Annotated in this window: 23 protein-coding genes, 1 tRNA gene and 1 pseudogene; 12 read left to right on the forward strand and 13 right to left on the reverse strand. The window is 59.4% G+C overall.

All coding sequences use genetic code 11. From position 1 onward, the window contains the following. Nucleotides 1-141 precede the first annotated feature (141 nt). The 6 genes from JIN78_RS11980 to JIN78_RS12005 form a co-directional block, all read right to left on the reverse strand. Nucleotides 142-1,020, reverse strand: coding sequence for an NAD(P)-dependent oxidoreductase (locus tag JIN78_RS11980; protein WP_200392215.1), 879 nt, complete (start codon nt 1,018-1,020; stop codon nt 142-144). Between the two features lie 21 nt (nt 1,021-1,041). After that, nucleotides 1,042-1,500 (reverse strand): hypothetical protein, encoded by a 459-nt coding sequence (locus tag JIN78_RS11985; protein ID WP_200392216.1) that lies wholly within the window; start codon nt 1,498-1,500, stop codon nt 1,042-1,044. After that, nucleotides 1,497-2,318, reverse strand: coding sequence for an MBL fold metallo-hydrolase (locus JIN78_RS11990; RefSeq protein ID WP_200392217.1), 822 nt, complete (start codon nt 2,316-2,318; stop codon nt 1,497-1,499). Before JIN78_RS11990 ends, JIN78_RS11985 begins: the two co-directional genes overlap by 4 nt. Before the next feature lie 72 nt (nt 2,319-2,390). Beyond that, complete coding sequence (locus tag JIN78_RS11995) at nt 2,391-4,286, reverse strand: DUF3592 domain-containing protein (protein ID WP_200392218.1); 1,896 nt, start codon at nt 4,284-4,286, stop codon at nt 2,391-2,393. Nucleotides 4,287-4,326: 40 nt separating this feature from the next. Beyond that, nucleotides 4,327-5,487, reverse strand: coding sequence for a hypothetical protein (locus JIN78_RS12000; RefSeq protein WP_200392219.1), 1,161 nt, complete (start codon nt 5,485-5,487; stop codon nt 4,327-4,329). Continuing rightward, nucleotides 5,471-6,169 carry a hypothetical protein gene (locus JIN78_RS12005; RefSeq protein ID WP_200392220.1) on the reverse strand — a complete coding sequence of 233 codons (699 nt, stop codon included), beginning with the start codon at nt 6,167-6,169 and terminating at the stop codon, nt 5,471-5,473. The genes JIN78_RS12000 and JIN78_RS12005 overlap by 17 nt, the downstream gene beginning before the upstream one ends. Nucleotides 6,170-6,274: 105 nt before the next feature. On the opposite strand from JIN78_RS12005, the gene JIN78_RS17555 reads away from it, so the two are divergent. The 3 genes from JIN78_RS17555 to JIN78_RS12015 all read left to right on the forward strand — a co-directional run bounded on the left by JIN78_RS17555 (nt 6,275) and on the right by JIN78_RS12015 (nt 8,922). Beyond that, nucleotides 6,275-6,406, forward strand: a complete 132-nt coding sequence (locus JIN78_RS17555; protein ID WP_267907064.1) for a hypothetical protein — start codon at nt 6,275-6,277, stop codon at nt 6,404-6,406. A 293-nt stretch (nt 6,407-6,699) separates the two neighbouring features. Beyond that, nucleotides 6,700-7,866, forward strand: a complete 1,167-nt coding sequence (locus JIN78_RS12010) for a cysteine desulfurase family protein (RefSeq protein WP_200392221.1) — start codon at nt 6,700-6,702, stop codon at nt 7,864-7,866. A gap of 57 nt (nt 7,867-7,923) precedes the next feature. Beyond that, nucleotides 7,924-8,922: a DUF3500 domain-containing protein gene (locus tag JIN78_RS12015; RefSeq protein ID WP_200392222.1), complete on the forward strand. Its 999-nt coding sequence runs from the start codon at nt 7,924-7,926 to the stop codon at nt 8,920-8,922. 41 nt (nt 8,923-8,963) lie between these two features. Here JIN78_RS12015 and JIN78_RS12020 read toward each other — a convergent pair whose 3' ends face one another. The 3 genes from JIN78_RS12020 to JIN78_RS12030 form a co-directional block, all read right to left on the reverse strand. Beyond that, the gene (locus JIN78_RS12020; protein ID WP_200392223.1) at nt 8,964-9,725 is read right to left on the reverse strand and encodes an ABC transporter ATP-binding protein; all 762 of its coding nucleotides are present in this window, start codon (nt 9,723-9,725) and stop codon (nt 8,964-8,966) included. Nucleotides 9,726-9,867: 142 nt separating this feature from the next. After that, nucleotides 9,868-12,177, reverse strand: coding sequence for an ATP-dependent zinc metalloprotease FtsH (ftsH, locus tag JIN78_RS12025; RefSeq protein ID WP_234037965.1), 2,310 nt, complete (start codon nt 12,175-12,177; stop codon nt 9,868-9,870). 305 nt (nt 12,178-12,482) lie between these two features. Beyond that, nucleotides 12,483-12,568: transfer RNA gene (locus JIN78_RS12030), tRNA-Leu, on the reverse strand. A 165-nt stretch (nt 12,569-12,733) separates the two neighbouring features. Between JIN78_RS12030 and JIN78_RS12035 the strand changes: the two genes are divergently transcribed. Beyond that, nucleotides 12,734-15,622, forward strand: coding sequence for a M16 family metallopeptidase (locus JIN78_RS12035; RefSeq protein WP_200392224.1), 2,889 nt, complete (start codon nt 12,734-12,736; stop codon nt 15,620-15,622). 17 nt (nt 15,623-15,639) lie between these two features. Here JIN78_RS12035 and JIN78_RS12040 read toward each other — a convergent pair whose 3' ends face one another. Further along, nucleotides 15,640-16,332: an NAD-dependent deacylase gene (locus tag JIN78_RS12040; RefSeq protein WP_200392225.1), complete on the reverse strand. Its 693-nt coding sequence runs from the start codon at nt 16,330-16,332 to the stop codon at nt 15,640-15,642. A 112-nt stretch (nt 16,333-16,444) separates the two neighbouring features. Here JIN78_RS12040 and prfB point away from each other — a divergent pair. From prfB to JIN78_RS12065, 5 genes are all read left to right on the forward strand, one after another. Next, nucleotides 16,445-17,558 (forward strand): peptide chain release factor 2 gene (gene prfB, locus JIN78_RS12045; protein WP_345778150.1). Its coding sequence is split into 2 segments (ribosomal slippage): nt 16,445-16,531 and nt 16,533-17,558, totalling 1,113 coding nucleotides; the frame shifts between segments, so codons are not numbered across the junction. A gap of 57 nt (nt 17,559-17,615) precedes the next feature. Continuing rightward, nucleotides 17,616-18,620 carry a biotin synthase BioB gene (gene bioB / locus JIN78_RS12050; protein ID WP_200392226.1) on the forward strand — a complete coding sequence of 335 codons (1,005 nt, stop codon included), beginning with the start codon at nt 17,616-17,618 and terminating at the stop codon, nt 18,618-18,620. A gap of 30 nt (nt 18,621-18,650) precedes the next feature. After that, the gene (locus tag JIN78_RS12055) at nt 18,651-19,112 is read left to right on the forward strand and encodes a L,D-transpeptidase (protein WP_200392227.1); all 462 of its coding nucleotides are present in this window, start codon (nt 18,651-18,653) and stop codon (nt 19,110-19,112) included. Nucleotides 19,113-19,122: 10 nt separating this feature from the next. Then, on the forward strand, nt 19,123-19,776 hold the full coding sequence (locus tag JIN78_RS12060; protein WP_200392228.1) for an HAD-IB family phosphatase: 654 nt from the start codon (nt 19,123-19,125) through the stop codon (nt 19,774-19,776). 68 nt (nt 19,777-19,844) lie between these two features. Then, nucleotides 19,845-20,198, forward strand: coding sequence for a helix-turn-helix domain-containing protein (locus JIN78_RS12065; RefSeq protein ID WP_200392229.1), 354 nt, complete (start codon nt 19,845-19,847; stop codon nt 20,196-20,198). 404 nt (nt 20,199-20,602) lie between these two features. Here the strand turns inward: JIN78_RS12065 and rplQ are convergent, their stop codons facing one another. Continuing rightward, complete coding sequence (gene rplQ, locus JIN78_RS12070) at nt 20,603-20,998, reverse strand: 50S ribosomal protein L17 (RefSeq protein ID WP_200392230.1); 396 nt, start codon at nt 20,996-20,998, stop codon at nt 20,603-20,605. Nucleotides 20,999-21,012: 14 nt separating this feature from the next. Continuing rightward, complete coding sequence (locus tag JIN78_RS12075) at nt 21,013-22,134, reverse strand: DNA-directed RNA polymerase subunit alpha (protein WP_200392231.1); 1,122 nt, start codon at nt 22,132-22,134, stop codon at nt 21,013-21,015. Nucleotides 22,135-22,184: 50 nt separating this feature from the next. Between JIN78_RS12075 and JIN78_RS12080 the strand changes: the two genes are divergently transcribed. Together JIN78_RS12080 and JIN78_RS12085 are read left to right on the forward strand one after the other, a co-directional pair. Next, nucleotides 22,185-22,613: a hypothetical protein gene (locus JIN78_RS12080; protein ID WP_200392232.1), complete on the forward strand. Its 429-nt coding sequence runs from the start codon at nt 22,185-22,187 to the stop codon at nt 22,611-22,613. A gap of 8 nt (nt 22,614-22,621) precedes the next feature. Next, nucleotides 22,622-24,055 carry a cryptochrome/photolyase family protein gene (locus JIN78_RS12085; protein ID WP_200392233.1) on the forward strand — a complete coding sequence of 478 codons (1,434 nt, stop codon included), beginning with the start codon at nt 22,622-22,624 and terminating at the stop codon, nt 24,053-24,055. On the opposite strand, the gene JIN78_RS12090 is transcribed toward JIN78_RS12085, so the two are convergent. Further along, a complete protein-coding gene (locus JIN78_RS12090) occupies nt 24,056-24,511 on the reverse strand; it encodes an SRPBCC family protein (RefSeq protein ID WP_200392234.1) in 456 nt (151 codons plus the stop codon). It abuts the gene before it with no gap. 146 nt (nt 24,512-24,657) lie between these two features. On the opposite strand from JIN78_RS12090, the pseudogene dacB reads away from it, so the two are divergent. Beyond that, a pseudogene (dacB, locus tag JIN78_RS12095) lies at nt 24,658-26,022 on the forward strand (D-alanyl-D-alanine carboxypeptidase/D-alanyl-D-alanine endopeptidase); the annotation flags it as partial. Nucleotides 26,023-26,032 lie beyond the last annotated feature (10 nt).

The raw sequence follows: 26,032 nt of genomic DNA on the forward strand, positions 1-26,032 counted from the left end.
CTGTGTCGAAACCTCAACCACCTAGTCACAGAGACACTGAGACCCAGAGTTCCACAGAGCCTTTTCCCTAAAAAACAACTCCGCGAACCTTTGCGACTCCGCGCCTCTGCGTCGAAAAAAAGCAAAGCCTTCAGCTAGAACCTACCCCCGACCCTTGAAGGTCAGTTCGGCGATTCCGCTTTTATCAAGATCGCCCAAGCCCTTGGCCACCATGGCATCATATTGCGCCCGGGTGGCATTGTTGACCGGCAAATTGAGCCCGGCCGCCACCGCCAGATCCGCCGCGATACCGGAATCCTTGGCCGCGTGTTCAGCCGAGAACCAGCAATCGTGGTCGCGAGCCACCATGTCTTCGGAGTCGGTTTCCAAGACCCGGGAATTCGCTCCCGTCTGGGAAAAGACCTCCCGCACCATGTCCAAATCCAAGCCAAGAGCATCGGCGAGGCCGAGTCCCTCCGCGAGACCCGCGGTGTTGATGTTCATCACCATATTGACGAGGGCCTTGACTTGGGCGGCGCGACCGATCTCGCCACAATAGCGAAGATTGACCGAAAGGTCTTCGAGCAGCTTCTTGTTAGCCTCGAAGGCGGACTCCTCGCCTCCGATCATGAGATAGAGTTTGCCCTCGCGCGCTTGGGAAATGCTGGAGGCCATGGCCGCTTCGAGCACCTCGGCACCCGCCGCTTTGCCCGCTTCGTAAACTTCCTGATGCACGCCAGGCGAGAGGGTCGCGCAGTTGATGAAGGTCTTCCCCTCCGCACCGGTGAGCAGGTTGTCCTCGCCTTTAAAAATGCCGCGCATGGCCTCGTCATTGGTGACCACGGTGAAGATGATGTCCGCCGCCGCCGTGACTTCCGCCAGCGAGCCCGCGACTTGGGCATTCAACTCTTCGGCCAGGGACTGCGCGGCCTCTTGATTGACATCGGAAACCGCCGTGACCTCGTAGCCACAATCCAACTGGAGGTGCCGTGCCATGTTCGCGCCCATGCGCCCCACTCCTACAAATGCTATTTTTTTCATATCTTTTTCTGTAAATGTTTCTCAACCCCGCAAATCCGGGTCCCACTTTTCGGGTTTGGGTTTGCTTGCCCTAGTGACTGTCCAATACCGCCAGTAGGCAAAAAACAAGATGAACGCTAAAGAACAGACCCAAATAAACTTAGACTCCCAAAAACCCAGATCCCGAGGCTCCAATTCCACCTTAAAAGTCGTCGGAAGGCTAGCCGCCACCTCTTCGTCCACTAACAAACCCTCCTCCAATCGGGGACTCTCCACGCTCACCTCAATCTCAAGGTCCTTAGGAGCATATTCATACACTTGCACTCTTTCTTCCTCGTGAAAATACTGAAAAAAGAACACATCTGGATGCTCTGGAGCCCCTAATTCACTCTCGAAGACGCTCGTCACAGACAGCGCCATTATCACGGCAAAAGCGAGTCCAGAGAATTTCTCCCTTCCACTCAGCTTGCGCAACTTCGGGGGCTGGTCGTCAGCGCTCACTTGAATTCCGGATAGAAGGGATTGTGTGCCTTTTCCTCGCCCACCGTGCTCATGGGACCGTGACCGGGGCAGACGATGGTGTTGTCGGACAGGGTGAAAATTTCCTTCCGATTCGTCTCCAGGGCCGCTTGATAGGAGACCACGCCACCGCCCATCGATTGAGCGAAAAGGGCATCGCCCACGATAGCCACGGGACGCTCCAGCCCCTCGACCACATAGGTGATTCCCGCCGGAGAATGTCCCCAAGTCAGCCGGGTGGAGACCTTGAGCCCGCCGATGCGGAACTCCTCCCCGACCTGAAAGCGCTCCGTCTCCGCGAGAGGCTCGCGATTATGCGAGCGCGCCGTGATGCCGCCCCAGCGCTTGACCTTGGAGGCGGCCAGGATGTGATCGTGGTGGGTGTGGGTGATAAAGAGCTGCTTCACCTCCAGCCCGAGGGCCTGCACCAGCGAGTAAGCATCTTCCACCGTGGTGCCGGTATCAAAGAGCGCGGCCTCCATGGTGTGGGGGTCCCAGATGAGGTAGCAATTGACCGAAAAGTCGCGATAAGGGGTCTCGAACTGACGCAGCCCCTCCATTTCCACCGCAGCCGGCTGCCAGGCATTTTTTGCCCGTTCCACCAGCGTCTCGCCATCGAGAGCGAGCGGGCAAGCAACCTTGCGCAGAGCGTCCTCGTCGAGCTCGCCATCCTCCAGCTTCTCGATCACATCCTCCTCCACTCCGCTGAGAAAAGAGAGCACGCCGCGCGACATTCCCGTGCCCCGCATGGCCTTGCCGAGCACGTCCTCAAAGTTGTCTTCCAGTGGTATCGTTGCCATATGCGGCCAAAGGCTAGCGCCCGAGACCGCTTTGTCTAGAGACGGCTTCTCTTTCGCCCGATTTGGCGGGCCTCATTCCGCCTTGGACCGCATGCCGCGCTCAATGGTGATCAGAAAAAGAAGGCCAGCGACAAAAAACACGAGCCCAATACCCGGCACGATCCACGAGCCCCCCCGGACGCCCCTCTCCAACACTGCCTGTGAGGGCTCCGCCGGGTCGAAGAAGACCTCCACCTGCGCTCCCACCGGATGCCGCCGCACAATGGTATTGGCCCGCTCCCGACTACTGGAGGAATAGTCGCCAAAGGTCACCCGATCGCCTTCCAGCTCCAGGTCCTTGACCTGATAGCGGTAGCGAATGTCCGCTCCATAGCTGGTGCCCTCACTGTCGCTATCGACCTCGATTTCAGAATGAATGATTTCCCCATTCGTGCTCAGCCAATCTACACTTTCGGTCGCGCGAATCACCCCCTTGACCCCGAAGAAAAGCATTCCCGCCCCAATGACGAGAAACAGACTGAAAAAGGCCCGGATTCCCCAGCGCGCGCCCTTGTGGTCGGCCAAGTCCAACTGATGGGGATAAATCGGCAGGACATCACGGCGCACCGGACGGGTCTCCTCCTCCCGAGTCAGCTCCCGGGCCGGCATCTCGTAGCCCACCTCGGCGGGAGAGGCACTAGCGGGCGCTTTCTCCTCCCCCAGCCACCAGTCGAGCCAGCCCGCCAGCTCGTAGGCGACTTTTCCCTCCACCCAGCGAAAGAGTTTCAGCTCTTTTTCCCCGCGCAAAGTCACCGAATAGCGGGGCTCATTGTTGCTATGCCCATTGGCAAGGACCTTGCTTTCGCGAAAATCCTCACGGGAGAAACTCTCGCGCGCGGTCTCTCGTCCCCGCCGCATCTTCCGCACCGTGACCTTATCGAAGCCAAATTCGTAACGCTCGCTGGTGCCCCAGCGCCAGAGGACCGTCGCCAGCGAGCCCAATCCCGCGAGCACGATCACCACTCCCACCACATTGAAGGGAAAGCCCGCCTCGGTGAAGCCGACACCCGCGAAAACGCTTCCAAAGACCACCGCAAAAAACCCCATCCCCACCAGCAGGCCCGCCGAGCGCGAACCGGAAACCTCCAGCCGGAAGCCGCGCCCCACCCGATGAAGCGTGATCCCCTTGAAGGCCTTTTTCTCCGGCGGCGTTTCTTCCCATTCCGGTCCGGCATCGAGGGCGCGACCGGCGAGCCCGTGATTCGCCACCACCACCTCATCGGGAAGGATCTCCAGAATGCGCCCGCCCAACCAACGCAAGTCCTCCTCCTTCAGCGCGAAACCAATCTTGAGATGCTGCCCCACATGCGAACGCAGCATCAGTCCGTAGACCGGCTTGTCATTGGAAGTATGCGACTCATAAAGCCCCACCCCGGCCAGGTCCCCGGCGGCGATCCGTTGCGACTGCTTGCGGCCAAAGAACTTTTTCACCAAAAGCGCCTCTCCCCCGATGATGCTGAGAAAGTGCTCGGTATAGGCGGACCTCAATCCCGCCCAGAAAACCCCGCCTCCAATCACCACGAACAGGGAAAGAAACGCTACCGCTCCCAGCCGCCCGAAATCGCCCTCAACGGTCCCGCCAAGAAGAATGAAGACCATCATGAGGAGAGGAAAGCCCCCGAAACCAAGGCCAAATATCAGGAAAAAGTTGATGCCCTTGCGCGCGGGCATGAGCCACTGGCGGCCACCCGGCACCTCCTTCTCCCCAATGCGGCAGCGCCGGGGCTTCTCGCAGACGACCGCCTCCTGCGGATGAGGGGTTTGAAAAAACTGCCACGGACCCTCCCAGCCACAGTGTTCGCAAGAAATCCGCTTCGGCATGCGAACGGGCAAGGTCAGCTTTCGACCACAATCGGGACAAGAAAGCCCCGTCTGACGCGCGAGCTGATAGGCGCTCTCCTTGGCCCACTGGGAAACCTTCGCAAACATGCCGCAAGCTATCCCGGACGAGGGAACGAGCGCCAGCTTTTCATGGCTGCCGACCAGTCTCCGCCGCGCGAGCACGCAACTTCGCCCCCAGCACCTCGCCGTCCTCGTCCTTGAGACCAATGTGCGCGGCATACTCCCGCCAACGTGTGAAGCGAAACGGGTCGGTATGATCATCCTCGGGGTCGAGCAGGAGAAGATAGTGCAGGCGTTGCTCCTCGGTCGGCAGGGCATCCAACATCTCCTTCCAACGCCAACTCGCCTCCAGCACGCCCTTCTGATGCTCTTGCGGAATCTGCTCCAGCACTTGGAGGGCGAGATTCATCGTTTCACTTTGCCCCACCTCCTTCTCGAATTCGTTCAGAACCAAACCCCACCGCATCATCTCTCCCTGAGCCAAGCGGGCCACGACGTGGTCAAGGGCAGCTTGCGGATCCTGCCGAGCCCAATCCTGCAAAAGATACACATGAAGGTGATGCTCCGCAGAATCGACCCGATCCGCCTCGGGGGCCAAGCGAAAGAGTTCCTCGAAATCAAAGCCCTCGGGCAAGCGCAAGGTCGCCAAAAGTCCTGCATCCCATCCGTCTTCTTCAAACGAAGGCCTCAGCGGGAGATTATTGAGGATCTCCGCCAAATCGGCGGGGCTATCCTCCGCCACTTTTGCCATCGCCTCCTGCCAGTACTCGGCATCGAAACCAGCTAAAGCCGCTAGGGTGACTCGGTCGATTTCACAATAAAGGTGAATCGCTCGCAAAGGATCCGATTGTCCCAATTGGTCGATCACGGCGAGCAAGGCGGCTTCCCGCCACTTTTCATCCTCTTGTCCCCGCGCCCATGCGATGCAGCCCTCCTTATCGCGCTGAATCCATTCCCCCACCACGGTTTGGAATCGCTTCGCTTGCTCGTAGCCCGTCCCGCCCCACATATCGACCAGCAAGGCCTCCAAGGCGTGGACCAGTTCGTCGTCAGAGAGCTCCTGCGCCACCTCCGCCACCTCTCTGCCATCGAAGCGTGACAGCCAGCGCTCGGGGTCCGACTGGGCAGTGCTTCGTGCTGCACTTTGGCTCCGCATGTGCTCGCTCTTGCGGGGGGTGACTTCCACCACTTGCTCGCCGTTTGGCTTCAGAATCCAGCCCAGTCCAAAAGACAAGAGAATCCCAAAAACACTCAGAACATTCCTTTTCATCTCATTCAGTGATTTCATTTTGTCGTGCTTTCATCTCGGCGGCGAAGGCCTGCACATCCCACCCAGCATGTCGGGCGTATTCAGCCCAAGTGTCGGCAAAAGGATCATTCAACCCAGGAAAATTCGAGCGCGACAGTTGGCTCAGATAATTCAGCCGCGTTTCCCGATCGGGGACGGCATCAAGGATTTCCTTCCACCGGTAGCTTGCGCTCAGAGCGGCTGAAAGCTTCTCGGCGGGAAGAGTTGTCAAAAGTTCCGCCGCCTGAGAACTCGTCTGCTCTTTGCCTTGGATTTCCTCCCTTTCCCGCAGCACCGCCCCCCACCTGACCACTTTTCCTTCGCTAAAGCTCTCTTCCACAAATTCCCAACTGGCAACGGCATCCCGCTTCGCCCATTCGCGTAATATATCAATTTCCATATGGGTTTGCGGCCGATCGGCTCGAACAAAATCCACCGCTCGACTCAAAAAAACCTCAAAGTCAAATTCCTCATGAACATCAAAAAACATAACTCCGACACCCTCGAACCCCGAACGAGCATAAGTCGGGGCCTCCGGGAACCGGAGAAGGAGATCAGCCAGAGCCTCAGGGTCCTCCCTCGCCATTTCCACAATCGTAGACTCCCAGTTCTCAGCACGAAAATTGTAGAGGTGATTGAGAGTGATCCGCTCGAGTTCGCAATAAAGCTCAATCGCTTTCACCGGATCGGAATCGTGGAGCTGGTCAACCAGAGCGAGAACTGCCGCTTCCCGCCGCCTTTCATTGCCCTGTCCCAATGCCCAGGAAAGGCAACCCTCCGGATCGCGTTGCAGCCACTCTCCGACAACGCTGCGAAAGCGGTTGGCATCGTTGAGCCCCATCCCGCCCCACATATCGACCAGCATCGCCTCCAGAGAGGCAACCAACTCGTCGTCGGTCAGTTCGCGCGCGACATCTGACCCTTCCCGTCCCTCAAAGCCGGAAAGCCATTGCTCGGGATCAGCTGGAGAACCGAGCCCCGGGGACTGCGGTAAAAGTCGATCGCGAGTTTGCGGGGATGCTTCGACCACCCGCTCGCGGGTCGGCTTCAATTCCCAACCCAAGAGAAAAGCGCCTATTGCGGCAAGACCCACCACGACGGGAGAGAGAGCTTTCACGCTCTCATTGCTAACAAAACCGCAACGCGAAAAGAAGGTTTTCCTCCTCCCAAAATCAGCGTGGCCCGAGGGCGGGGTTCGGGTTACAGTCGGGCATGATTTACCTCGATAACAACGCCACCACCCGCGTGCATCCGGAAGTGCTGGAGGCGATGCTGCCCTTTCTCCAAGAGCAGTTCCACAATCCCTCCTCGGGCTACCGCGCGGCCAAGCCGGTGAAGACGGCCCTCGCCACCGCCCGCGAGCAGGTGGCCGCCCTCATCAATGCCCAGCCAGACGAAATCATCTTCACCTCCTGCGGCACCGAGTCCAACAACACCGCGCTGAAGTCCCTCGCCCGCCTCATCGGCCGCAAAAACTCCCGCGTGGTGACCTCCGCCATCGAGCACTCGGCGGTGCTGCGCCCCATCGAAGCCATGGCCGCGGTGGGCTTCGACACCCGCACCATCGGCGTGAAGGAGGATGGACGCTTCGATCTGGATGAGCTGGCCGCCGAACTCGCCCCCGAGGTGCCCACCTTTGCCTCCCTGATGTGGGCCAATAATGAAACCGGCGTGACCCAACCCCTGGCGGAAGCTTGCGAACTGGTGAAGGACGCGGGCGGCGTGCTCCACAGCGATGCCATCCAGGCCGTGGGAAAGGTCCCGGTCGATGTGCGTGCGGTGCCGGTGGACCTGCTCTCTATCTCCGGCCACAAGATTCACGCCCCCAAGGGTATCGGCGCTCTCTATCTGCGCAACGGCTTCCGCCTGGAACCCCTCCTGCGCGGCGGTGGTCAGGAAGCCGGCCACCGCTCGGGCACCGAGAACGTGCCCTACATCGTGGGGTTGGGAAAAGCGGCCGAACTGGCGATGAACTCCGATATTTCTCGTATCACCGAGCTGCGCGATCACCTGGAAAGCCGCCTCACCAACGAAATCGAGGGCATTCACCTCAATGGCAGCCGCGAGCATCGGGCAGGCAACATTTGCCACGTCTCCTTCAACGGCTGCGAGGGCGCAGGCCTGCTCATTCTTCTCGACGAAGCCGGAGTGCAAGTTTCCACCGGGTCGGCTTGCATGACCGGCAAGCAACAGCCCAGCCACGTGCAAAAGGCGATGGGCTTCAGTGATGAACGCGCCAAGTCCTCCCTGCGCATCTCGCTCTCCCGCTTCACCACCCGCGAGGAAATCGACACCGCCGCCGATACTCTCGTGAAGGCGGTGAAGAAACTCCGCGCCATTCAATCCCCCCTTACCGGGCCGGTGCAGGTCTTCAGTTAGGGATCTGCGGGGCAATTCTCCTTGCCGGAGGCGGGCTCAATTTGCTTATTTGCGAGAATGACAATCCGCGCATTCGTCGGTCTTTTGATCGCCTCCGTCCTCCCGCTTTTGGCCCATGAAGGGGAACACACTGGTCCCGAGGAAGTGCAGCACAAGGCCGAGGCTCTTCTCGCCCTGCTCAACGAGGAGCAAAAAGCAGTGGTGTCCTTTGCCCTGAACGATGACGAGCGCGAGAACTGGCACTACGTTCCCCTCGACCGAGCCGGACTCTTGCTCAAGGCCCTCGACGAAAAGCAAAAGGACGCCGTGCAGGAGCTTCTCGGCAGCTCGCTTTCCGCCCAAGGGCAGGCCACCGCCCGCGACGTCATCCGCTTGGAAGAGCAACTCTATGAGCGCAGTGGCAACTCCGACTACCGCGATCCCGGCAAATACAGCGTGGCCATCTTCGGCACCCCCAGCACCGAGCAACCCTGGGGCTGGCGCTTCGAGGGCCACCATCTCTCCCTCAACTTCACCATCGTGGATGAGAAGGTCGCCCTCACCACTCCTTTCTTCTTCGGCACCAATCCGGCGGAAACCCGTGAGGGCGATTTGAAAGGTCTCCGTCCCTTGGGCAAGATCGAAGATGCTGCCCGCGAGCTGGCCAATGAGATGCACATGGCCGGCAAGCATGTGCGCTACACCAACGAAGCTCCCCACGAGATCCTCACTGGCCAAGACCGCACGGCCCAACCCCTGGCAGGAGAAGGCGTGGCCTACGTCGATCTGGAAGAAAAGTTCCAGAAAAGCCTCCTCGCCCTCGTTAAACAAGTGGCTGAAAATCAGCGACCCGAATTCCTCTCCGTCAGTGCCGACGACTTGGCCCAAGCGACCTTCGCCTGGGCGGGAGACTTCGGCAAAGGAGAGCCCCACTACTTTCGCGTGCAGACTCCCGAATTCCTCATCGAATACGCCAACACCCAGAACAACGCCAATCACGCCCACCTCGTCTGGCGCGACTTTGACGGCGACTTTGGCCGCGATGTCCTCGGGGAGCACCTCAAGAACGATCATTAGGAACAATCGCCCGTCTCCACACCACACATTGGTAAACTTAGTCACTCCCCCCACTCCGCTGCCCGGCGGCTGCGACCTGCGATGAAGTCGCTCAGCACGGGATCGGCGCTGGCCTTGAGTTCTGCGGGGGTGCCCTCGAAGTAAACGCGCCCGTCTTGCATGAAGACCACCCGGTCGGCGATGCGAAAGACACTCCGCATCTCATGGGTGACCACCACATTGGTCATCCCGTGTTTTTTCTGCAAATCCTTGATGAGGTGGTCGATGGAATCCGCGGTCACCGGGTCCAGGCCCGCATGGGGCTCGTCGTAAAGCACCAGGCAGGGCATCTCCACCACCGCGCGGGCGAGCGCCACCCGCTTGCGCATCCCTCCGGAGAGGTCAGAGGGCATCTTGTCGGTCTGACCCGGGAGGCGGACGATTTCGAGCGCTTTCTCGACCCGTTCCGCGATGAGGGCTTCATCCCGGACCCCCGCCTCGCGCAGAGGAAAGGCAATGTTTCCCCCGACCGTCAGGGAGTCAAAGAGCGCTCCGCCCTGGAACATCATGGACACCTTCTTGCGCACACTGGCCATCTCGCGCTCGCTCTTGCAGGAGATGGTCTCGCCATCGACCTCGACCGTGCCGGAGACCGGGCAAAGCAGTCCGCAGATATGCTTCATCAGCACACTCTTTCCCCCGCCGGACCCCCCGAGGAGCACGAGGGTTTCGCCCCGGTAGATATCCAAATCGACCCCTCGTAAAATCTCCTGGTCGCCGAATTTTTGCCGCACCTTCCGCATGGAGACAAAGACCTCGCTCATGCCGCCAGTGTGACCCGGGGAGAAGCCGCCGCAAAGCCAGGAATCAACTGCCGCCCATTCGGCCAAGCCCCGTGTTCCCACTCCACAAAAAAAAGGGCCCGAAGGCCCTTTCTCAATCAAAGTCAGCTGGCGAGGACCTCCCTTAGGCCGGCACTCCCACCACATCTCCCGCCAAAGGCTCGTCGTCGTCCTCCGAAGACGAATCCGCCGGCTTCTGGCTGGTCTTGCGCTCGCCATCCGGAACTTCGGGCGGCTTGGGAGAACGGGGAGGATTGCTCATTCCTCCGGTCTTCATCAATTCCTCAATATGAGCTCCGTCGAGAGTCTCATATTCCATGAGAGCTTCCGCAATGACATCAAGGTCCTCGCGGTGTTTGGTGAGGAGTTCAGTGGCCTTGGCGTAGGCCTCGTCGATGATGCGCTTGATTTCGCTATCGATGGTCTGGGCGGTAGCCTCAGAGTAGTTTTTGGTCTTGGCCATGTCGCGGGCCAGGAAGACCTCGCCCCCACCGCCATCACCGTATTCGACCATGCCGAGGGCATCGCTCATCCCCCACTCGCAGACCATGCTACGGGCCAGGTTTGTCGCCATCCGGATGTCGCCGCTGGCTCCACTGGCCACGTCGTCGAGCACGATTTCCTCAGCCACACGGCCCCCCATCAGCACGACCAGCTCATCGAGCATCTCCAGCTTGTGGTAACTGAACTTGTCCTTTTCGGGCAAAAACATGGTGGAGCCCAGCGAAGGACCGCGGGGAATGATAGTCACCTTGTGCAAGGGATCGGTGTGGGGCAGGACCACATTGAGAATGGCATGGCCCGCCTCGTGGTAGGCGGTCTTGCGCTTGTCATCCTCGCTCAAGGCGAGCGACCGGCGTTCGCGTCCCCAGCGCACCTTGTCACGAGCTTCTTCCAGCTCCGCAAGAGTGACCGCTTTCAGGTTTTTACGCGCAGCCAGAAGCGCGGACTCGTTGATCAAGTTTGCCAACTCGGCCCCGGAGAAGCCGGGAGTGCCTCGCGCGATGACGTCGAGGTCCACATCAGCCGACAGCTTGATCTTCTTGGAATGAACCCGCAGGATTTCGGCCCGGCCTTTGACATCGGGCAACGAGACGGTGACCTCCCGGTCGAAGCGGCCCGGCCGCAACAAGGCGGGGTCGAGCACGTCCGGCCGGTTGGTGGCGGCAATGATGATGATTCCCTCCTGGGTATCGAAGCCATCCATCTCCACCAGCAGCGCATTGAGAGTCTGCTCCCGCTCATCGTGGCCTCCGCCCATGCCATGGCCACGGTGACGGCCCACGGCATCAATCTCGTCGATGAAGATAAGGCAAGGGGCATTCTTTTTGCCCTGCTCGAACATATCGCGCACCCGGCTGGCGCCCACCCCGACAAACATTTCCACGAAGTCCGATCCACTGATGGAGAAAAACGGCACATCAGCCTCTCCCGCAATGGCCCGGGCAAGAAGGGTCTTTCCGGTTCCGGGCGATCCCACCATGAGCACGCCTTTGGGGATGCTGCCCCCGAGCTTCTGAAACTTGCGCGGATCACGCAGATACTCCACGATTTCCTGGAGTTCTTCCTTGGCTTCCTGGATGCCGGCCACGTCCTTGAAGGTGACCTTGTTCTTGTCCATGGAAAGAAGGCGGGCCTTGCTCTTGCCAAAATTCATCGCGCCCCGGCCAGCGGACTTCATCTGATGGCGGAACAGGAAAAAGAGCAAAAGCAGCAGCACAAAGATGGGCAAAAAGCTCAACAGCACGCTCTGCCAGACGCCGTTGTCTTTCTTGAGGTCGGCTCCATTGCGAACAAAATACTCCAACTCCTGATACATGTAGTTGGGCACATCGACACGGAAACGAGCCATCGCCGGGCCCGCTCCCTCCTCAGAGGAAGCTCCCTCGGCCAGCTTCTTGGTTTGCCCCACCAGGGTCGCCTTATCGCTCCCCGGCTTGGTGATGAGCTGGAGGGAATCCTCGCCTCCATCCAGAACGATGGCGTTTTGCCAAAGAAGGCCTTTGAATTCCCGAAAAGAAATTTCTTCGCCAGCCTGGGTCACCGTGCCCTCATCATAGCGGACAAGGTCACCCACCAGCTGCCGCAAAGTCTCGCGAGTAACCTCTAGCGAAACTGGCACATGGAAGGTCTCGCCCGCTACCCATTTGTCAGCGGGCGCCTCTTCAAAGTAATAACCGCTAATCTCCGAACCATTGCTGGACTCGATGACTTGCAGGGGGCGCTTCTCGTCATTCATGACCACTTGGTCATTACGGAGAAGCTCCTGGAATTTGGGCCAGGACAAGTCGTTGACCCGACCATCGTTGCCCATGGTAAAGGCAAGCACAATCAGAGTCACGGCCAGGCCGAGAAGAAGGAAAACGCGCCAATTGGAATTCGGCTCCGCGCCGGGTTTTTTAGGTTCGCGTGGAGTTTGGGGTTGCTCGGACATGAGGTTCGTTAGCTATTGAAAGGAAGGGCGGGCTCTCGTTGCCCGCCCCGAATGGCCACCATACGCTAGCTTTGGGAAATGGAAAACGCCTTTTTTAGCGGCCCGGCCAGCCGCCGCCTCTACCCCACCCGGGCTGGCTTCTTTGAGCTTGGCGACGCTCTCTCCAGACTGGACACACAAGCGACTGCAAACCTGCCCCCAAAGGCTCCGAAGAAAAAACAGTGGCGAGCTGAAGTCCGTGGTTCGGAGATAAGAAAGAGTCTCTCGCCAGCTCTCGTTGGATTCCCTAATAAGAAAGAGAAAAATGGTGCGCACGAAAGGAGTCGAACCTTCACGCCCAAAGGGCACTGCCGCCTGAAGACAGCGCGTCTACCAATTCCGCCACGTGCGCACGTTGCAGGTAGGCGGGGAAAGAATCACGATCCGGGACAGGAATCAACCTGAAATGATGCAAAGTTGAGAAGATTTTTTGTCAAATGGCGGGAAATCTGTCTTTTCCGCTCAGATCACTGAAAAGTTGCGTGCTCTCCGGACGGGAAGCGATTAAGAAGAGGGCATGAAGAAGTTCCTTCCCTCCCTTCTCGCCGCCCTCGTGCTGGGGCTGTGCGCTCTGGCCGTTTTTTCCAAGAAAGACAACCCGGCGGCCACCACGGAGAGCCAGGCATTCGCCACGCCCCCCCGGGAGCCTTGGCCCCATGAGACCGGCGATATCCCGGCTAGCGAGCGGGCGACCTTTGGCAGTTTGCCCAATGGTCTGCGCTACGTCATCATCCCGAATAGCGAGCCTCCCAAGCGGGTGGCCCTGCGCATGCACATCGATGCCGGCTCCCTCCACGAGGAGGACGATCAGCGCGGAGTGGCCCATTTCCTAGAGCACATGGTCTTCAATGGTTCGAGGAACTTCCCGGACCCCAAGGATCTGATTCCCCAGATGGAGCGCCTGGGCATCGCCTTCGGAGCCCACGCCAACGCCTACACCTCTTTTGATGAGACCGTCTACATGCTGGACCTCCCCAATCTAGCCGAACCCACCCTGCAGCTGGCCTTCACCGTGATGCGGGACTTCGCGGATGGAGCCCTCTTGAAAGAGGAGGAAATCGACAAAGAGCGGGGTGTTATTCTCTCGGAAAAAAATTCGCGCGACTCAGTGGGGATGCGCCTCATGGAACAGCAATTCGAGTTTCTCATTCCCGACTCCCTCATCACCCACCGCTTTCCCATCGGCACCGAGGAGGTCATCGAAACAGCGGAGCGGGAGCGCTTCACCTCCTATTATGAGGACTACTACATCCCCAGCAAGATGACCTTCATCGTCGTTGGCGACATTGAGGTGCCAGCGATGGAGGAGCGGATTAGGGAGACCTTTTCCTCCTTGCGCAATCCAGAGCAAGCGGGGGAGGAACCGGCCCTGGGCACCGTTCCCCGCGACACCGGATTCCGGGCCGCCGTCTTTGCGGACAAGGAAGTGCCTTCGGATGATGTTTCCCTCCTGAAGATTGCCGAGGCCGAGGTGAAAAGAGATACGGTGGCGACCCGTTTGGAAAAGCAGCCCTTGACCATTGCCCACGCCATTCTCAGCCGTCGCTTTGATATTTTGGCCAAAAAAGAGGACTCTCCGATCCGCAGTGGCAGCGCCTCCCGGGGCGTCTGGTTCCAGACTCTGGAGTTTGGCTCCCTTGATGTCACCGCCGCCGAGGGACGGTGGCCGGAGGCAGTGACGGTTCTCGAGCAAGAATATCGCCGGGCCCTGGAGCACGGCTTCACACAGGACGAGTTTGACGAGATCAAAGCCAAGCTGCTCAATGCCTACGAACAGGCCGTGGAGCAGGACGAAACCCGCCCCTCCCCGGCAGTGGCTATGGAGGTGGTGAGCTCCATCAATGACTTGCGCACCTTCTCCTCTCCGCAGGAAGATTTGCGCATCGCCCGACTGGGGTTTGCCGAGCTCACTCCGGCCGACTGCCTGGAGGCCTTCCGGGCATTTTGGGACACCCCCGACCTAACCTTGGTCCTGACCACGGCTGAAGAGACTGCGACCACGCAAGAGGAATTGCTGGCTGCCTACCGCGACAGCCAGAAGAAGGCGGTCGCGCCCCCGGAAGAGCGGGAACAAGTTGACTTTGCTTATCAGGACTTTGGCCCAGCCGGAACGGTGCTTTCCGAGGAAAAAGTGGAGGATCTCGACCTCACCCAGCTGGTGCTTTCCAATCAGGTGCGGGTCAACTTCAAGCGCACTGATTTTCAGAAGAACTCGGTGAGCCTGTTGGCGCGCTTTGGCACGGGCAAGATGAGCCAGCCCCGCCACTTGCCGGGTCTTGATCAGCTGGCCGGCATCCTTCTCAATGGCGGCGGTCTGGGAGCTCATTCAGAGGACGAACTCGACCGCATTCTGGCCGGGCGCAATGTCTCGGCGGGATTCGGCATTGGCGAGACAGCGCTCATCCTACAGGGCCGGACCACCCCGGAGGATCTCGAGCGGCAGCTGCAGCTCATGTGCGCTTACCTCACTGACCCGGGCTTCCGCGCCGAAGCTCTCCGCCAATATCGCAAGGCCCTGCCCGACCTCTACAACCAGTTGCGCCACGACTTGAGCGGCGCGCAGGCCCAGATGTCGCAATGGCTTCATGGCGACGACCCGCGCTACGTCCTTCCCGAGCTGGAGCAGGCCCTTTCCTACACCATCGCCGATGTGCAGCAGTGGCTTCGCCCGCAACTGGAGAATTCCTATCTGGAGTTGAGCATTGTGGGAGACTTTGAACCCGAGGAATTACGCGCTGCCCTGCTGAAAACCTTTGCTGCCCTGCCCCCGCGCCCGGAGACCCCGGAGACTGACCCCTCGGCCCTCCAAATCGCCTTCCCCGCCACTCCGGCAGAGAAGACCTTCACTTATCAATCGAAGATTCCCAAAGCCGCCGCCATGGTCTTGTGGGAAACCCAGGGCATGGGAGAAAATGTCTCCCTGACGCGACGCCTCAACATCCTGGCCGACATCCTCGGCAATCGCATGCGGGAAAAGATTCGCGAGGAATTGGGGGCCACCTATTCTCCCCAAGCCTCCTCGAATCCTTCCGAAAGTTATCCCGACTTCGGTTATCTTTTCGGCTTTTCCATCGCCAAGCCCGAAGATCTGGAAACAATCAACTCGATCAAGCTTTCCTTGGGCGAGACTCTGGCCAAAGAGGGCGCAACCGCAGACGAGCTGGCCCGGGCCCTCAATCCCGTCCTCTCCCAACTGGAACAGATCGAGCGAGACAACGGCTATTGGCTCCAGACCGTGCTCGCCCAAAGCCAGCGCGACCCCTTCCGCCTCAACTGGGCCCGCGAACGCAATGACGACTACAAGAGCATCACTCTAGAAGAGATCAACAAACTGGCGGCTCGCTACCTCCTGCCAGAGCGCGCGGTGCGGGTGCGACTGGAACCCGAGCCAGACTCGGCAGAGTAGGAGGCCCCCGCAGCTCGCTAGCCAAGAAGCTCCGCCACCCAGGCACTCACCACCTGGGTGGCAGGCCCTAGGCGCACCTCGCTGAAGCGGGCCGAATTCTCGCTGCGAGCAAGATTCAGCTCCAGGGTGCGAGCACCCTCGTAACTGGCGAGATTGACGAAATTCCCCGCCGGATAAACTGCGCCGGAGGTTCCGATCGCTACGAAGAGCTCGCACTGGGCCAAGTGGTGGGCGATCTCGTCCAGGTAATAGGGAACTTCCCCAAACCAGACGATATCTGGTCGCAATCCTCCCGCCTCCCCGCATTGGCAGCAAGAGGAGCGGGAAGTGAGTTCGCCGGGGCACGGGCCCATGTAATCACAAAAGACGCAACGCAACCGGCCGAGCTGGCCATGCATGTGCCACACCCGGCGGCCCCCGGCACGCTCGTGCAGGTCATCCACATTTTGCGTCACCAACAAAAGATCCTCCCCCAAGGCATTTTCCAGCCGGGCCAAAGCCAGATGGGCCTCATTGGGGCACGCCGCTTTGACATCCTGCCGACGCTGATTATAAAAGCGGTGCACAATCTCGGGCTGCCGCATAAAGGCCTCCGGGGTAGCGACCTCCTCCACCGCATGGCCCTCCCAGAGACCATCGTGATCGCGAAAGGTCCGCAAGCCCGACTCCGCCGAGACGCCAGCTCCCGTCAAAACCACGATTTTTGCCATTCTCCGGAGATAGCAATTTTCCATAGAAAAACAAGGTCCCACAGAATTCTTGCCCCTTTTCGTTTCGACCTTGAAAGACCCCCCGCCCTCCCCTACCAACGGCCTCCACATTATGTCTGACAACCCATCCATCGCTGACCTCCTGGCGATCGACACCCAGTCCCTCACGGACCGGCTGTCGGAACTCAGGAGGTATCTTTGACATCCCCGCCCTGCAGGACAAACTGGCCCAACTGGACGAAAAGATGACCGACCCCTCCTTCTGGAACAATCAGGAGGAAGCCCAAAAGGTGATCGCGGAGAAGAACGCCACCGCCTCCAAAGTGGAGCCTTTTAAAAAGATTGAAAAGCGCCTCGAAGACCTGGCCGCCTCCATCGAGCTGGCCAAGGAATTCGACGATCTCGACTCGGCAAAAGAAGCCGCCGCCGAGTTCACCGCCATCGGCAAGGAACTCGACTCCTTCGAGCTCATCACCCTCCTCGACCAACCGGCCGACCCCAACAATGCCTACCTGAATATCCAGGCCGGGGCGGGAGGCACAGAAGCCTGCGACTGGGCCTCCATGCTCCTGCGCATGTATACCCGCTGGGCGGAGGCGAAGGGCTTCAAGGTCACCACCCTCGACTATCAGGAAGGAGAAGGCGCCGGCATCTCAGGAGTCTCTCTCCACATTGAGGGCCAGTATGCCTATGGCTATCTCAAGCAGGAGCGCGGCGTGCACCGCTTGGTGCGCATCTCTCCCTTCGATGCGGCGGGCAAACGCCACACCTCCTTCGCCGCCGTCGACGTGACCCCTGAAGTGGCTACCGAAATCGAAATCGAAGTTCCCGACTCCGAGGTCGAAATCACCACCACCCGCTCGGGCGGAAAAGGGGGCCAGAACGTCAACAAGGTGGAAACCGCGGTCATTCTGAAGCACTTGCCCACCGGCATCATCATCCGCTCCACCCAGGAACGATCCCAGCTCCGCAACCGAGAGTTGGCTTGGCAAATCCTGAAGGCCAAACTTTACCAAATCGAAGAAGAAAAGCAGATGGCGGAGGCCGATCGCACCTACTCCGAGAAGGGGGAAATCGGCTGGGGCAGCCAGATCCGCTCCTATGTCTTCCAACCCTACCAGATGGTCAAAGACCTGCGCACCAGCCACGAGACGGGCAACATTCAAGCCGTCATGGACGGAGAGATTGACGGCTTTATTGAAACCATGCTGCGTCACCAGGGGTGATGACAGTTTCCTACTCCCCGCCCACTTCATTTTCGCTTATTGTCCCTTCCACCAGCCATGACCTACGACGAGCTCCACGCCCTTTACCAACTTCCCCTCTTTGATTTGTTGAAGAAATCGCGGGAAGTTCACGAAGCCCACTGGCCCGAGAACGAAGTGCAACTCTGCACCCTGCTCTCCATCAAGACCGGCGGCTGCTCGGAGGACTGCTCCTACTGCGCCCAATCCGCCCGCTACAAATCCGGAGTGGAAGCCGACCGCCTGATGGAGTGCGACGACGTGCTGGCCCGCGCCCGCGCGGCCCGTGAGAATGGCTCCACCCGCTTCTGCATGGGCGCGGCCTGGCGCGGCGTGCGCAGCGGCACCAAGCGCTTCGAACAAGTGCTCGACATCGTGCGCGAAGTCTCCGATCTGGGCATGGAAGTCTGCGTGACCCTCGGTCAACTGGGCCCGGAGGAAGCCGCAGCCCTGAAGGAAGCGGGCGTCACCGCTTACAATCACAATATCGACACCTCGCGGGAGCACTACCCCGAGATCGTCACCACCCACACCTTCGACGACCGCCTGCAGACCATCCGCAACGTGCAGGACGCCGGCATGTCGGTCTGCTGCGGCGGCATCCTCGGACTGGGGGAAACCACGGAAGATCGCCTGAAGATGATCGAAGTCATCTCCAGCTTCAATCCCCCCCCGGAATCCATTCCCATCAACAAGCTCATGCCCATGCCGGGCACCCCCATGGCCGAGAACCAGGGAGTGGACACCTTCGAGCTGGTGCGCATCATCGCCGTCACCCGGCTGGCCGTGCCCGGAGCCAAGGTGCGCCTCTCCGCAGGCCGCACCCACCTCTCCGAGGAGGCCCAGGCCCTCTGCTTCTTTGCAGGTGCCAACTCCATTTTCTACGGCGACAAGCTTCTCACCGCGGCCAATCCTGCGGTGGAAAAAGACCTGAATCTCATCGCCAGATTGGGGCTCTCCACCCAACAGCCCAACCGCGAGCTCCCCGCCCCGCCCGCCCGTGAGGACCAGCCCCTCCAGCCGGCTCTCCCCGAGGCCAACTAAAGCAACCCTCCCCCACCCGCTCTGGCCCGCATGAATCACGTTCTCGTCTCGGTGCCAGAGCAACGCCTTCTCGTGCTCAGCCAGGGCACTCCCCTGGCGCATTACCCCATCTCCACCTCCAAATTCGGCCTCGGTAGCGAGGAGGGCTCCAACCGCACCCCCCTGGGCCTTTTCCGCATTTGCGAAAAATACGGCTCCCGCGCGCCGCTGGGCACTATCTTCAAGGGACGCCGCCCCACCGGCCGCTGGCAGCCCGGTGAGCCTGCCGGTGACGACCTCGTGCTCACCCGCATTCTCCGCCTCGAAGGCCTGCAGCCGGGCTTGGAGAATACCTATGGGCGCTACATCTATCTTCACGGCACCGGAGAGGAAGAGCTCATTGGACAACCGGCCTCCCACGGCTGCCTCCGCCTGCGCAATGAGGACATCGCTGAGCTCTATCCCCTCCTCCCGGTCGGCTCCACCCTCGAGATTTTCAACCGGCCGCTTTGACCCTCTACTCATGAAAAAACTACTCTTCCTCGACTGTGATTCCACCCTCTGCGCCATTGAGGGCGTCGACGAACTGGCCGCCCTGCGCGGACCGGAAGTGGAATCCCAGGTCATCGACCTGACCAACGAAGCCATGGATGGCACCGTGCCCATCGACGAAGTCTTCGGACGCCGCCTCGACCTCATAAAGCCCAGCCGCGAGATGTGCGTCAAAGTGGGCGAGATGTATATTCAACGTCTTTCTCCCGGAGTAGACGAGACCTTGCTGGAACTACGGGCTAAGGGCTGGGAGCCCATTATCATTTCGGGAGGCTTCACCCAAGTGATCGAGCCTGTCGCTCATCATTTGAACATTGAACAGATATTTGCTGTCGATCTCATCTTCAACCCCGATGGCTCTTATCAAAACTTTGATAAAGAATCCCCTACTGCTCGCAACGGAGGGAAACCCGACATTATAAAAAGTATTCTTTGCAAAGAGAAAAAAACTAGTGCCGTCATGGTCGGAGACGGCATTTCAGACTTGGAAACCAAAGGTGTCGTTGACTTATTTGTGGGCTTTGGTGGGGTAGTAAAACGAAAAACTGTTCAAATGCAATCACAAGCCTTCGTTACTCACTTCGCCGAACTTCCCAAGGTGATTACGGACTATCTATCGAAGTAGAAAAAGTTCTCTGTTGCTATACTTTCTCCTTGCCGTCTGAGAATTTCGGTAGTTAGTTGTCCCCCCACATGTCCAAAAGTAAAGCAACAAAAGGAAAACGTTACACCGCTGCTGAGAAGCAGGAGGTGCTTGATTATGTCGCAGCAGTCGATGCAGACAAGGGTCGTGGAGGCGTCGCAGCCGCCGCCCGGCACTTCGGCATCACCCCGCTGACCATTACTGCGTGGAAAAAGCGTGCCGCCGCTGGTGGCGCTCCCGGCATCCCTGCCGCTGCAACACCTACCAAGGGTGGCTCCAAGGGCGCTACCGCCCAATCCCGCACCCTCCACCGCCTCGCCGAAATCCTCGACGAAATTGAAGGAGCCAAAGCGAAAATTGCCAGCCTGGAAAAGGAGTACGCAAAGCTCAAAAAGAAGGTGTAACGGTTGGGGGAACAACTTCACACTTTCCATAAAAACAGGCAGTCTCCGGATTGCCTGTTTTTTTGTCCCCTTACGTCGCGTTTTACCTATTTCCCTGTCTCCTTATTCATAGTCTTTCCTTATTCATAAGCCTGCCGACGGGACGACGGCACCGTTCTCCCTATTGTTGACTATCTTTCTTTTCCTCCCCCGTGAGTCACTTCAGAGCCCAGAGGACCATACCAACTCGGGATTCTCTCCACTCAGATCAAGCTGCCTCGTTTTACTGAAGAAGAGCCCTGCGCGGCGAGGCTGAATGATTGGAGTCCAAGCAGAAAAAGCCCTTGGGATGAAGGATTCAGCCATAAAAAAGCCGAACCACGCGAATGGTCCGGCTTGGAAAAAGAGCTTAAGAAATAGCCGACTTACTCAGCATCATCTTCCTCGACTTCACCTACGGTGATGTCGAGATCGACAAACTCGATGAAGGCCATAGGAGCGGCGTCGCTCGAGCGCGGCCCGAGCTTGGTAATGCGGCAGTAGCCACCTTGGCGATCGGCTGCGGCCTCGGCAATCTCGCCGAAGAGCTTGCTGACAACATCCTTCTGACGCAGATAGGCGATGGCCTGGCGGCGGGCGTGCAGGTCACCCCGCTTGCCAAGAGTCACCAACTTCTCCGCCACGGGACGGAGGGCTTTGGCCTTGGCCAGAGTCGTGCGGATGCGGCCATTCTTGATCAAAGAGGCTGCTTGGTTGGACAACAGGGCCTTGCGTTGGGCCGCGTTGCGCTTCAGTTTGGGAGTTTTTCTACGGTGTTTCATGAACGCGTTTTCAATCAGTCGTCAATATTTTGGGCGATGAGGTCAGCCAGTCCGACCGGGGCCTCTTCATCGGCTCCCAGACGGGGAGCCTGAATTTGGGTTACAGGTCCGGACAGCAGCGCGGGATCGATGCTCATCCCCAACCCTAATCCGAGTTCAGTGAGTTTGTCCTTAATTTCATTCAAGGACTTCTTACCAAAGTTACGATACTTGAGCATCTCGGCCTCGCTCTTCATCGCGAGCTGACCCACGGTGGTGATGTTGGCGTTGTTCAAGCAGTTGGCGGCGCGCACAGAGAGCTCAATCTCGTTCACGCTCATGTTGAGAAGTTTCTTCAGCGCGGCATTCTCCTCACTCTGCTCGGCAGGAGCTTCTTCGAACTCGATGGCGTTGTCATCATAGTTGACGAAGACATCGAGGTGGTGGCGAAGGATGCCGGAAGCCTGCAAAAGAGCGTCATGGGGCTCAATGCGGCCATCGGTATGGATATCGAGAATGAGCTTGTCGTAGTCCGTAATCTGACCCACCCGCGTGTTTTCCACCGAGTATTTCACCCGGGTGACAGGGCTGAAGATCGAATCAATGGCGATGACGCCGATGGGTGCATCGGGACGCTTGTTCTCATCCGCAATGCGGAAGCCACGACCGACAGAAACTTCGAATTCGCACTCAAACTTCACCTTGCGGTCGAGGGTGCAAATGACGTGATCCTTGTTAATCACCGAATAGATGTTGTCGTCCTCGATGTCACCAGCGGTGACCGCGCCTTCTTTGTTCACGTTGATGGAAAGAACGCGGGATTCCTTGCCATGGTGCTTGAAACGAACTTTCTTCAGATTGAGAATGATATCGGTGACATCTTCCACCACTCCGGCAAGGGTGGAGAACTCGTGCTGGACTCCGGAGATACGAACGGAGGTGATGGCCGCACCTTCCAACGAGGAAAGCAAAACCCGGCGCAGGGAGTTCCCGACCGTGTGGCCGAAACCGCGCTCAAAAGGTTCGGCAACAAACTGGCCGAAAAATTCGGTGGCCGTGTCTTCGTTTTTTACCAATCGGTTCGGCACTTCGAACCGGTCCAACTTGACGGGACCGTCATTTGCTTCATTCTGGTCCTCTAAGACTTCTTCAGACATAGTAGTTTAGATTAGCCGGGTTCCCCTTCAGACGAGCTTCGTCCAAACTTTTGAACGATGAAGGACCAACGGCGGTTTTGCACTCGCGGGCGGGAAGCAACAGCACAGAAAGACATTTTGCAACTTTTTTTTGTCTCTTCCGCAAGCTTCCTGCTTTCAACCTTCTGAGAATTCACGTAAGTTACTCTTATTCCCTCAAAAAATTATTTCCCTATGTCATGAAATCGAAACCCAACCTCACCCGGTTTACCTACGAGACCGCCGCCTTCGAAGGCTGGCGCCTCTGTATCAGCCGGGGCGGGAAGACCTTTACGAAATACTATTCGGACAAACAATTTGGCGGTCCGCGCCAATCGCTGGCCGCCGCAGAGAGCAAATTGGCCGCGCTCAAAGACCTTTTGGAAAATTCGCGCAAGATGAATGGGAAACTGACACAGACGACCATTCGGAAAGCTGAAAAATTGCTGAAAGAGGGTTAATTCCTCCGATGCCCGATCCTGCTCCCGCCCACATTCACTGGTTCCGTCGCGACCTTCGTCTCAGCGACAATCCCGCCCTCCTGGCCGCCAGTCATTCCGGCGCTCCTCTCATCCCGCTCTACATTCTGAGCGATTGGCGCGAATCCCATCCTTGGACTGGCCCCGGACGCCAACAATTTCTTTGCGACTGTCTGGCTTCTCTGGACGAGGATTTGCGCGCGCTCGGCAGTCGGCTCATTCTTCGTCAGGGCTCCCCGCTGGAGGTCCTGGCCCGACTCGGCGAGGAATACCCCGTCCGGGCCATTCACTTCCACCACGACCCCGATCCCTACGGAAAAAAGGTCGAAGCGCAGCTGCAGGAATTCTGCCAAGAGCAAGGCTGGGCTTGTGAGGGGCATGACGGCGTCGCCCTGCACCGCTTTGCGGAAACCTGCAAGGATGACGGCACCGCCTACCGCGTCTACACCCCTTACAGCAAGCGGTGGCTCGCTCTTGAAAAGCCCGCGCCAGACCGGAAGCCCGCTTCCCTGTCCACCCCGGGGGCTCTCTCCTCCCTCCCTCTGCCCGCTCTGGAAAGCTGGCAGCTGAGCCTCCCCGCGCAGGCCGAACTCCTCCCCGGCGGAGAAGCCGCCGCCCGTCAACGCTTGCGCCAGGCCCTCGCCGATCGCCTCCCCGCCTATGCGGAAAAGCGCGACCATCCGGCCGTGGCGGCGACTTCCCGCCTGTCCCAAGACCTGCGCTGGGGCACCTTGTCCATTCGGGAGGTCTTTGCCCATGCCCAGCAAGCGCAAGAGGCAGCCAGCTCTCCCTCCGAGGGAGAGAGTTTTAACAAATTCATCAAAGAACTGGCCTGGCGAGACTTTTATTTCCACCTCCTGGAGGCCTTCCCCGACGTTTTGCAGCACGAGTTCAATCCCGCCTACCGCGGTCTGCCCTGGGCCGAACCCGGGGAACAGTTCGCGGCCTGGAAGGAAGGCCGCACCGGCTTCCCGATTGTCGATGCCGGCATGCGCGAGCTCCAAGCGACCGGTTTCATGCACAACCGCGTGCGCATGATAACCGCCATGTTTCTCACCAAGGATCTCCATCTCGACTGGCGCCTCGGGGAGCAGCACTTTGCCCAACACCTCCTCGACGGTGAAATCGCTTCCAACAACGGCGGCTGGCAATGGTCAGCGGGAACGGGCGCGGATGCCGCCCCTTACTTCCGCATCCAGAACCCTTGGACCCAATCCAAGCGCTTCGACGCTGAAGGGGACTACATCAAAAAATGGGTCCCTGAACTTGCCGCAGTCGCGCCCAAGGAGCTCCACCAGGCCCCCGACCTCGTCAGTGGCCACGGTCGGGACTACCTGGCCCCCATCGTCGATCATGCCGCCGAACGTGAGAAGACCCTCACTCTTTTCAAAAACCATCTGGCGGCCAAACGGGGCGAGGCCTAGTCAAGGGGAAGCAACGGCGTCCTCGCTTTCAATAAAGTCCTTCAGCCGCTTCATTTCGGCATCAGCAGCCGCCTGGTTGGCTCGCCGGAAGCACCAGCCGCAGGTGAGAAAGAACCAGCGCAAGAGGCCCTTGCCACGCACGAGGGACATCTGCCACACCCGGGTGCCACCGGGGATGGCCTCGAAGGTGTAGGCGACCTCAATAGCAAAGCTCTCTCCCTGTAAAACGGAGAGATGCTCGTGGGGTGGCTTGTTTTTCAGCACCTCGCCCACAAAATCCATCCGGCGGCCATGTTCTTCGGTGACCACCCGGAAGCGCGTGCCGGGCTCGCCCTCTCCCCCCTCCAGCGGCTCCTCCCGCACCACGACCTCACTCCAATCAGGCACCCGCATCACCGTTAATTCAAAAGCCCGGGCGGGATCCGATTCAATCTCAATGCTTTCTGTCGTTTTCATGAAAAAAATCAGCTCCTGCCAAACGACAAGGCCAATGGTGATGCAAGCACAAGCCTCCTCTCCCGGCGAGGCTGGACTTTCTTTTCCAAGCGCAAGACCTCCTTTCCGCTTGGCAGGAGGGAGCTTAGGACGGAGATCTTTTTGTCATGAAGGCCGCCCTCTTTCTCACCCTCGGCAGCACCCTGGCCCTCGGGGCCGCACCCTTGGAGGAGTTTTTGCAAGATCCGGTCTGCAAGACAGCTTCCGTGGGCTTTGCCCTTCTGCCTCTTGCCGGTTTCGCGCCTCTTCCGGACTCTCCTTCCGGGGCACAAGAAGAGGGCTCTCCCGCGGCCACCTCTCCCCGGGCGCAGCCTCTCTTTCACCAGCCCGATCTCGCCCTCACCCCCGCCTCGGTGCAAAAGGCCGTCACCACCGCCACGGCTCTGCAGATCCTCGGGCCGGACTACCGCTTCCGCACACGCCTCTTTCGCCAGGGCGAGGACCTCATCATTTTGGGGGGAGGAGATCCCCTCCTCGCGGCCAGCGGCATTAATGCCGAGTTCTCCGCTTGGCGGGATGCCCTCCAGACCCACGAGATCGACGCCATCCCCGGCAAAATCATTGCCGACCCTTCCTTTTTTGAAGACCAGTGCACGCCCAACCAGTGGCTCTGGGGAGACATCGGCAACTACTACGGAGCCGGTGCCTGCGGACTGAACTTCCACCGCAACAGCTTCACCCTGACCTTTCGCCCCGGCGAAGTCGGGAGTGAGGCCCGCCTTATCTCCGCCTACCCTCGCCCCCCCGGAGTCACCTTCGAGAACCACATGCGCACCGGTCCCAGCGGCAGCGGCGATCAGGGCTATGCCTACAGCGGCCCCCGCCGCACCCTCATCACCTTGCGTGGCACCGTCCCGGCGGGAAACAGTTTTTCCATCCAGGGAGCCCTCCCCAACCCCCCCCTCTCCTGCGCCACCGCCTTCCGCGATTTCCTGGAAAAAAGTGGCCTCCCGGTAGGAGGGGTCGAGGTCCGCCGCGAGACCAACCCTGCTGCCGAAGACCTCCTCCACACCACCGAAAGCCCTCCCCTCTCCCGCATTCTCCTTCCCGTGAACATGCGCAGCGTCAATCTCTACGCCGAATGCCTCTACAAAGCCTTGGCCGACGATGGCACCCATAAGTCCGCCCAGCAAAAACTGCGCACCCACTGGCAGAAGCAAGGCGTGGATATGGACGGCTTCCTTGCCCACGATGGCTCGGGCCTCTCGCCACAAAACACCCTGACCGCGCGCCAGGTGGCCCACATTCTGGCCCTCACCTTCCACAGCGAGCACGCATCCGTCTTCCGCGCCTCCCTGCCCGCCGCCGGTCGCAGTGGGACTCTTCGCTCCTTCGCCACAGGCACTGCTGCGGAAGGACGGCTCCTAGCCAAGTCCGGCGCCATGGAACGGGTGCGCACCTGGGCGGGCTATCTGCGCACAATGGCGGGCGAGGGCTACGCCTTTGCGCTTCTCGTCAATCACTACCATGGCAGCGACCGCG

This window comes from Roseibacillus ishigakijimensis (genome assembly GCF_016595415.1).
Taxonomy (GTDB): Bacteria; Verrucomicrobiota; Verrucomicrobiia; order Verrucomicrobiales; family Akkermansiaceae; genus Roseibacillus; species Roseibacillus ishigakijimensis.

Bases quoted from the DNA above. Each gene is read 5' to 3' on its own strand.
- JIN78_RS12015 (WP_200392222.1), top strand. From the start codon at position 7,924: ATGACAATCCGCGCATTCGTCGGTCTTTTGATCGCCTCCGTCCTCCCG.
- JIN78_RS12075 (WP_200392231.1), bottom strand. From the start codon at position 22,134: ATGTCTGAAGAAGTCTTAGAGGACCAGAATGAAGCAAATGACGGTCCC.
- JIN78_RS12010 (WP_200392221.1), top strand. From the start codon at position 6,700: ATGATTTACCTCGATAACAACGCCACCACCCGCGTGCATCCGGAAGTG.
- ftsH (WP_234037965.1), bottom strand. From the start codon at position 12,177: ATGTCCGAGCAACCCCAAACTCCACGCGAACCTAAAAAACCCGGCGCG.
- JIN78_RS12040 (WP_200392225.1), bottom strand. From the start codon at position 16,332: ATGGCAAAAATCGTGGTTTTGACGGGAGCTGGCGTCTCGGCGGAGTCG.
- JIN78_RS12000 (WP_200392219.1), bottom strand. From the start codon at position 5,487: ATGAAATCACTGAATGAGATGAAAAGGAATGTTCTGAGTGTTTTTGGG.
- JIN78_RS11990 (WP_200392217.1), bottom strand. From the start codon at position 2,318: ATGGCAACGATACCACTGGAAGACAACTTTGAGGACGTGCTCGGCAAG.
- JIN78_RS12090 (WP_200392234.1), bottom strand. From the start codon at position 24,511: ATGAAAACGACAGAAAGCATTGAGATTGAATCGGATCCCGCCCGGGCT.
- JIN78_RS11980 (WP_200392215.1), bottom strand. From the start codon at position 1,020: ATGAAAAAAATAGCATTTGTAGGAGTGGGGCGCATGGGCGCGAACATG.
- JIN78_RS12085 (WP_200392233.1), top strand. From the start codon at position 22,622: ATGCCCGATCCTGCTCCCGCCCACATTCACTGGTTCCGTCGCGACCTT.
- JIN78_RS11995 (WP_200392218.1), bottom strand. From the start codon at position 4,286: ATGTTTGCGAAGGTTTCCCAGTGGGCCAAGGAGAGCGCCTATCAGCTC.
- JIN78_RS12065 (WP_200392229.1), top strand. From the start codon at position 19,845: ATGTCCAAAAGTAAAGCAACAAAAGGAAAACGTTACACCGCTGCTGAG.
- bioB (WP_200392226.1), top strand. From the start codon at position 17,616: ATGACCTACGACGAGCTCCACGCCCTTTACCAACTTCCCCTCTTTGAT.
- JIN78_RS12060 (WP_200392228.1), top strand. From the start codon at position 19,123: ATGAAAAAACTACTCTTCCTCGACTGTGATTCCACCCTCTGCGCCATT.
- JIN78_RS12020 (WP_200392223.1), bottom strand. From the start codon at position 9,725: ATGAGCGAGGTCTTTGTCTCCATGCGGAAGGTGCGGCAAAAATTCGGC.
- JIN78_RS12035 (WP_200392224.1), top strand. From the start codon at position 12,734: ATGAAGAAGTTCCTTCCCTCCCTTCTCGCCGCCCTCGTGCTGGGGCTG.
- JIN78_RS12055 (WP_200392227.1), top strand. From the start codon at position 18,651: ATGAATCACGTTCTCGTCTCGGTGCCAGAGCAACGCCTTCTCGTGCTC.
- rplQ (WP_200392230.1), bottom strand. From the start codon at position 20,998: ATGAAACACCGTAGAAAAACTCCCAAACTGAAGCGCAACGCGGCCCAA.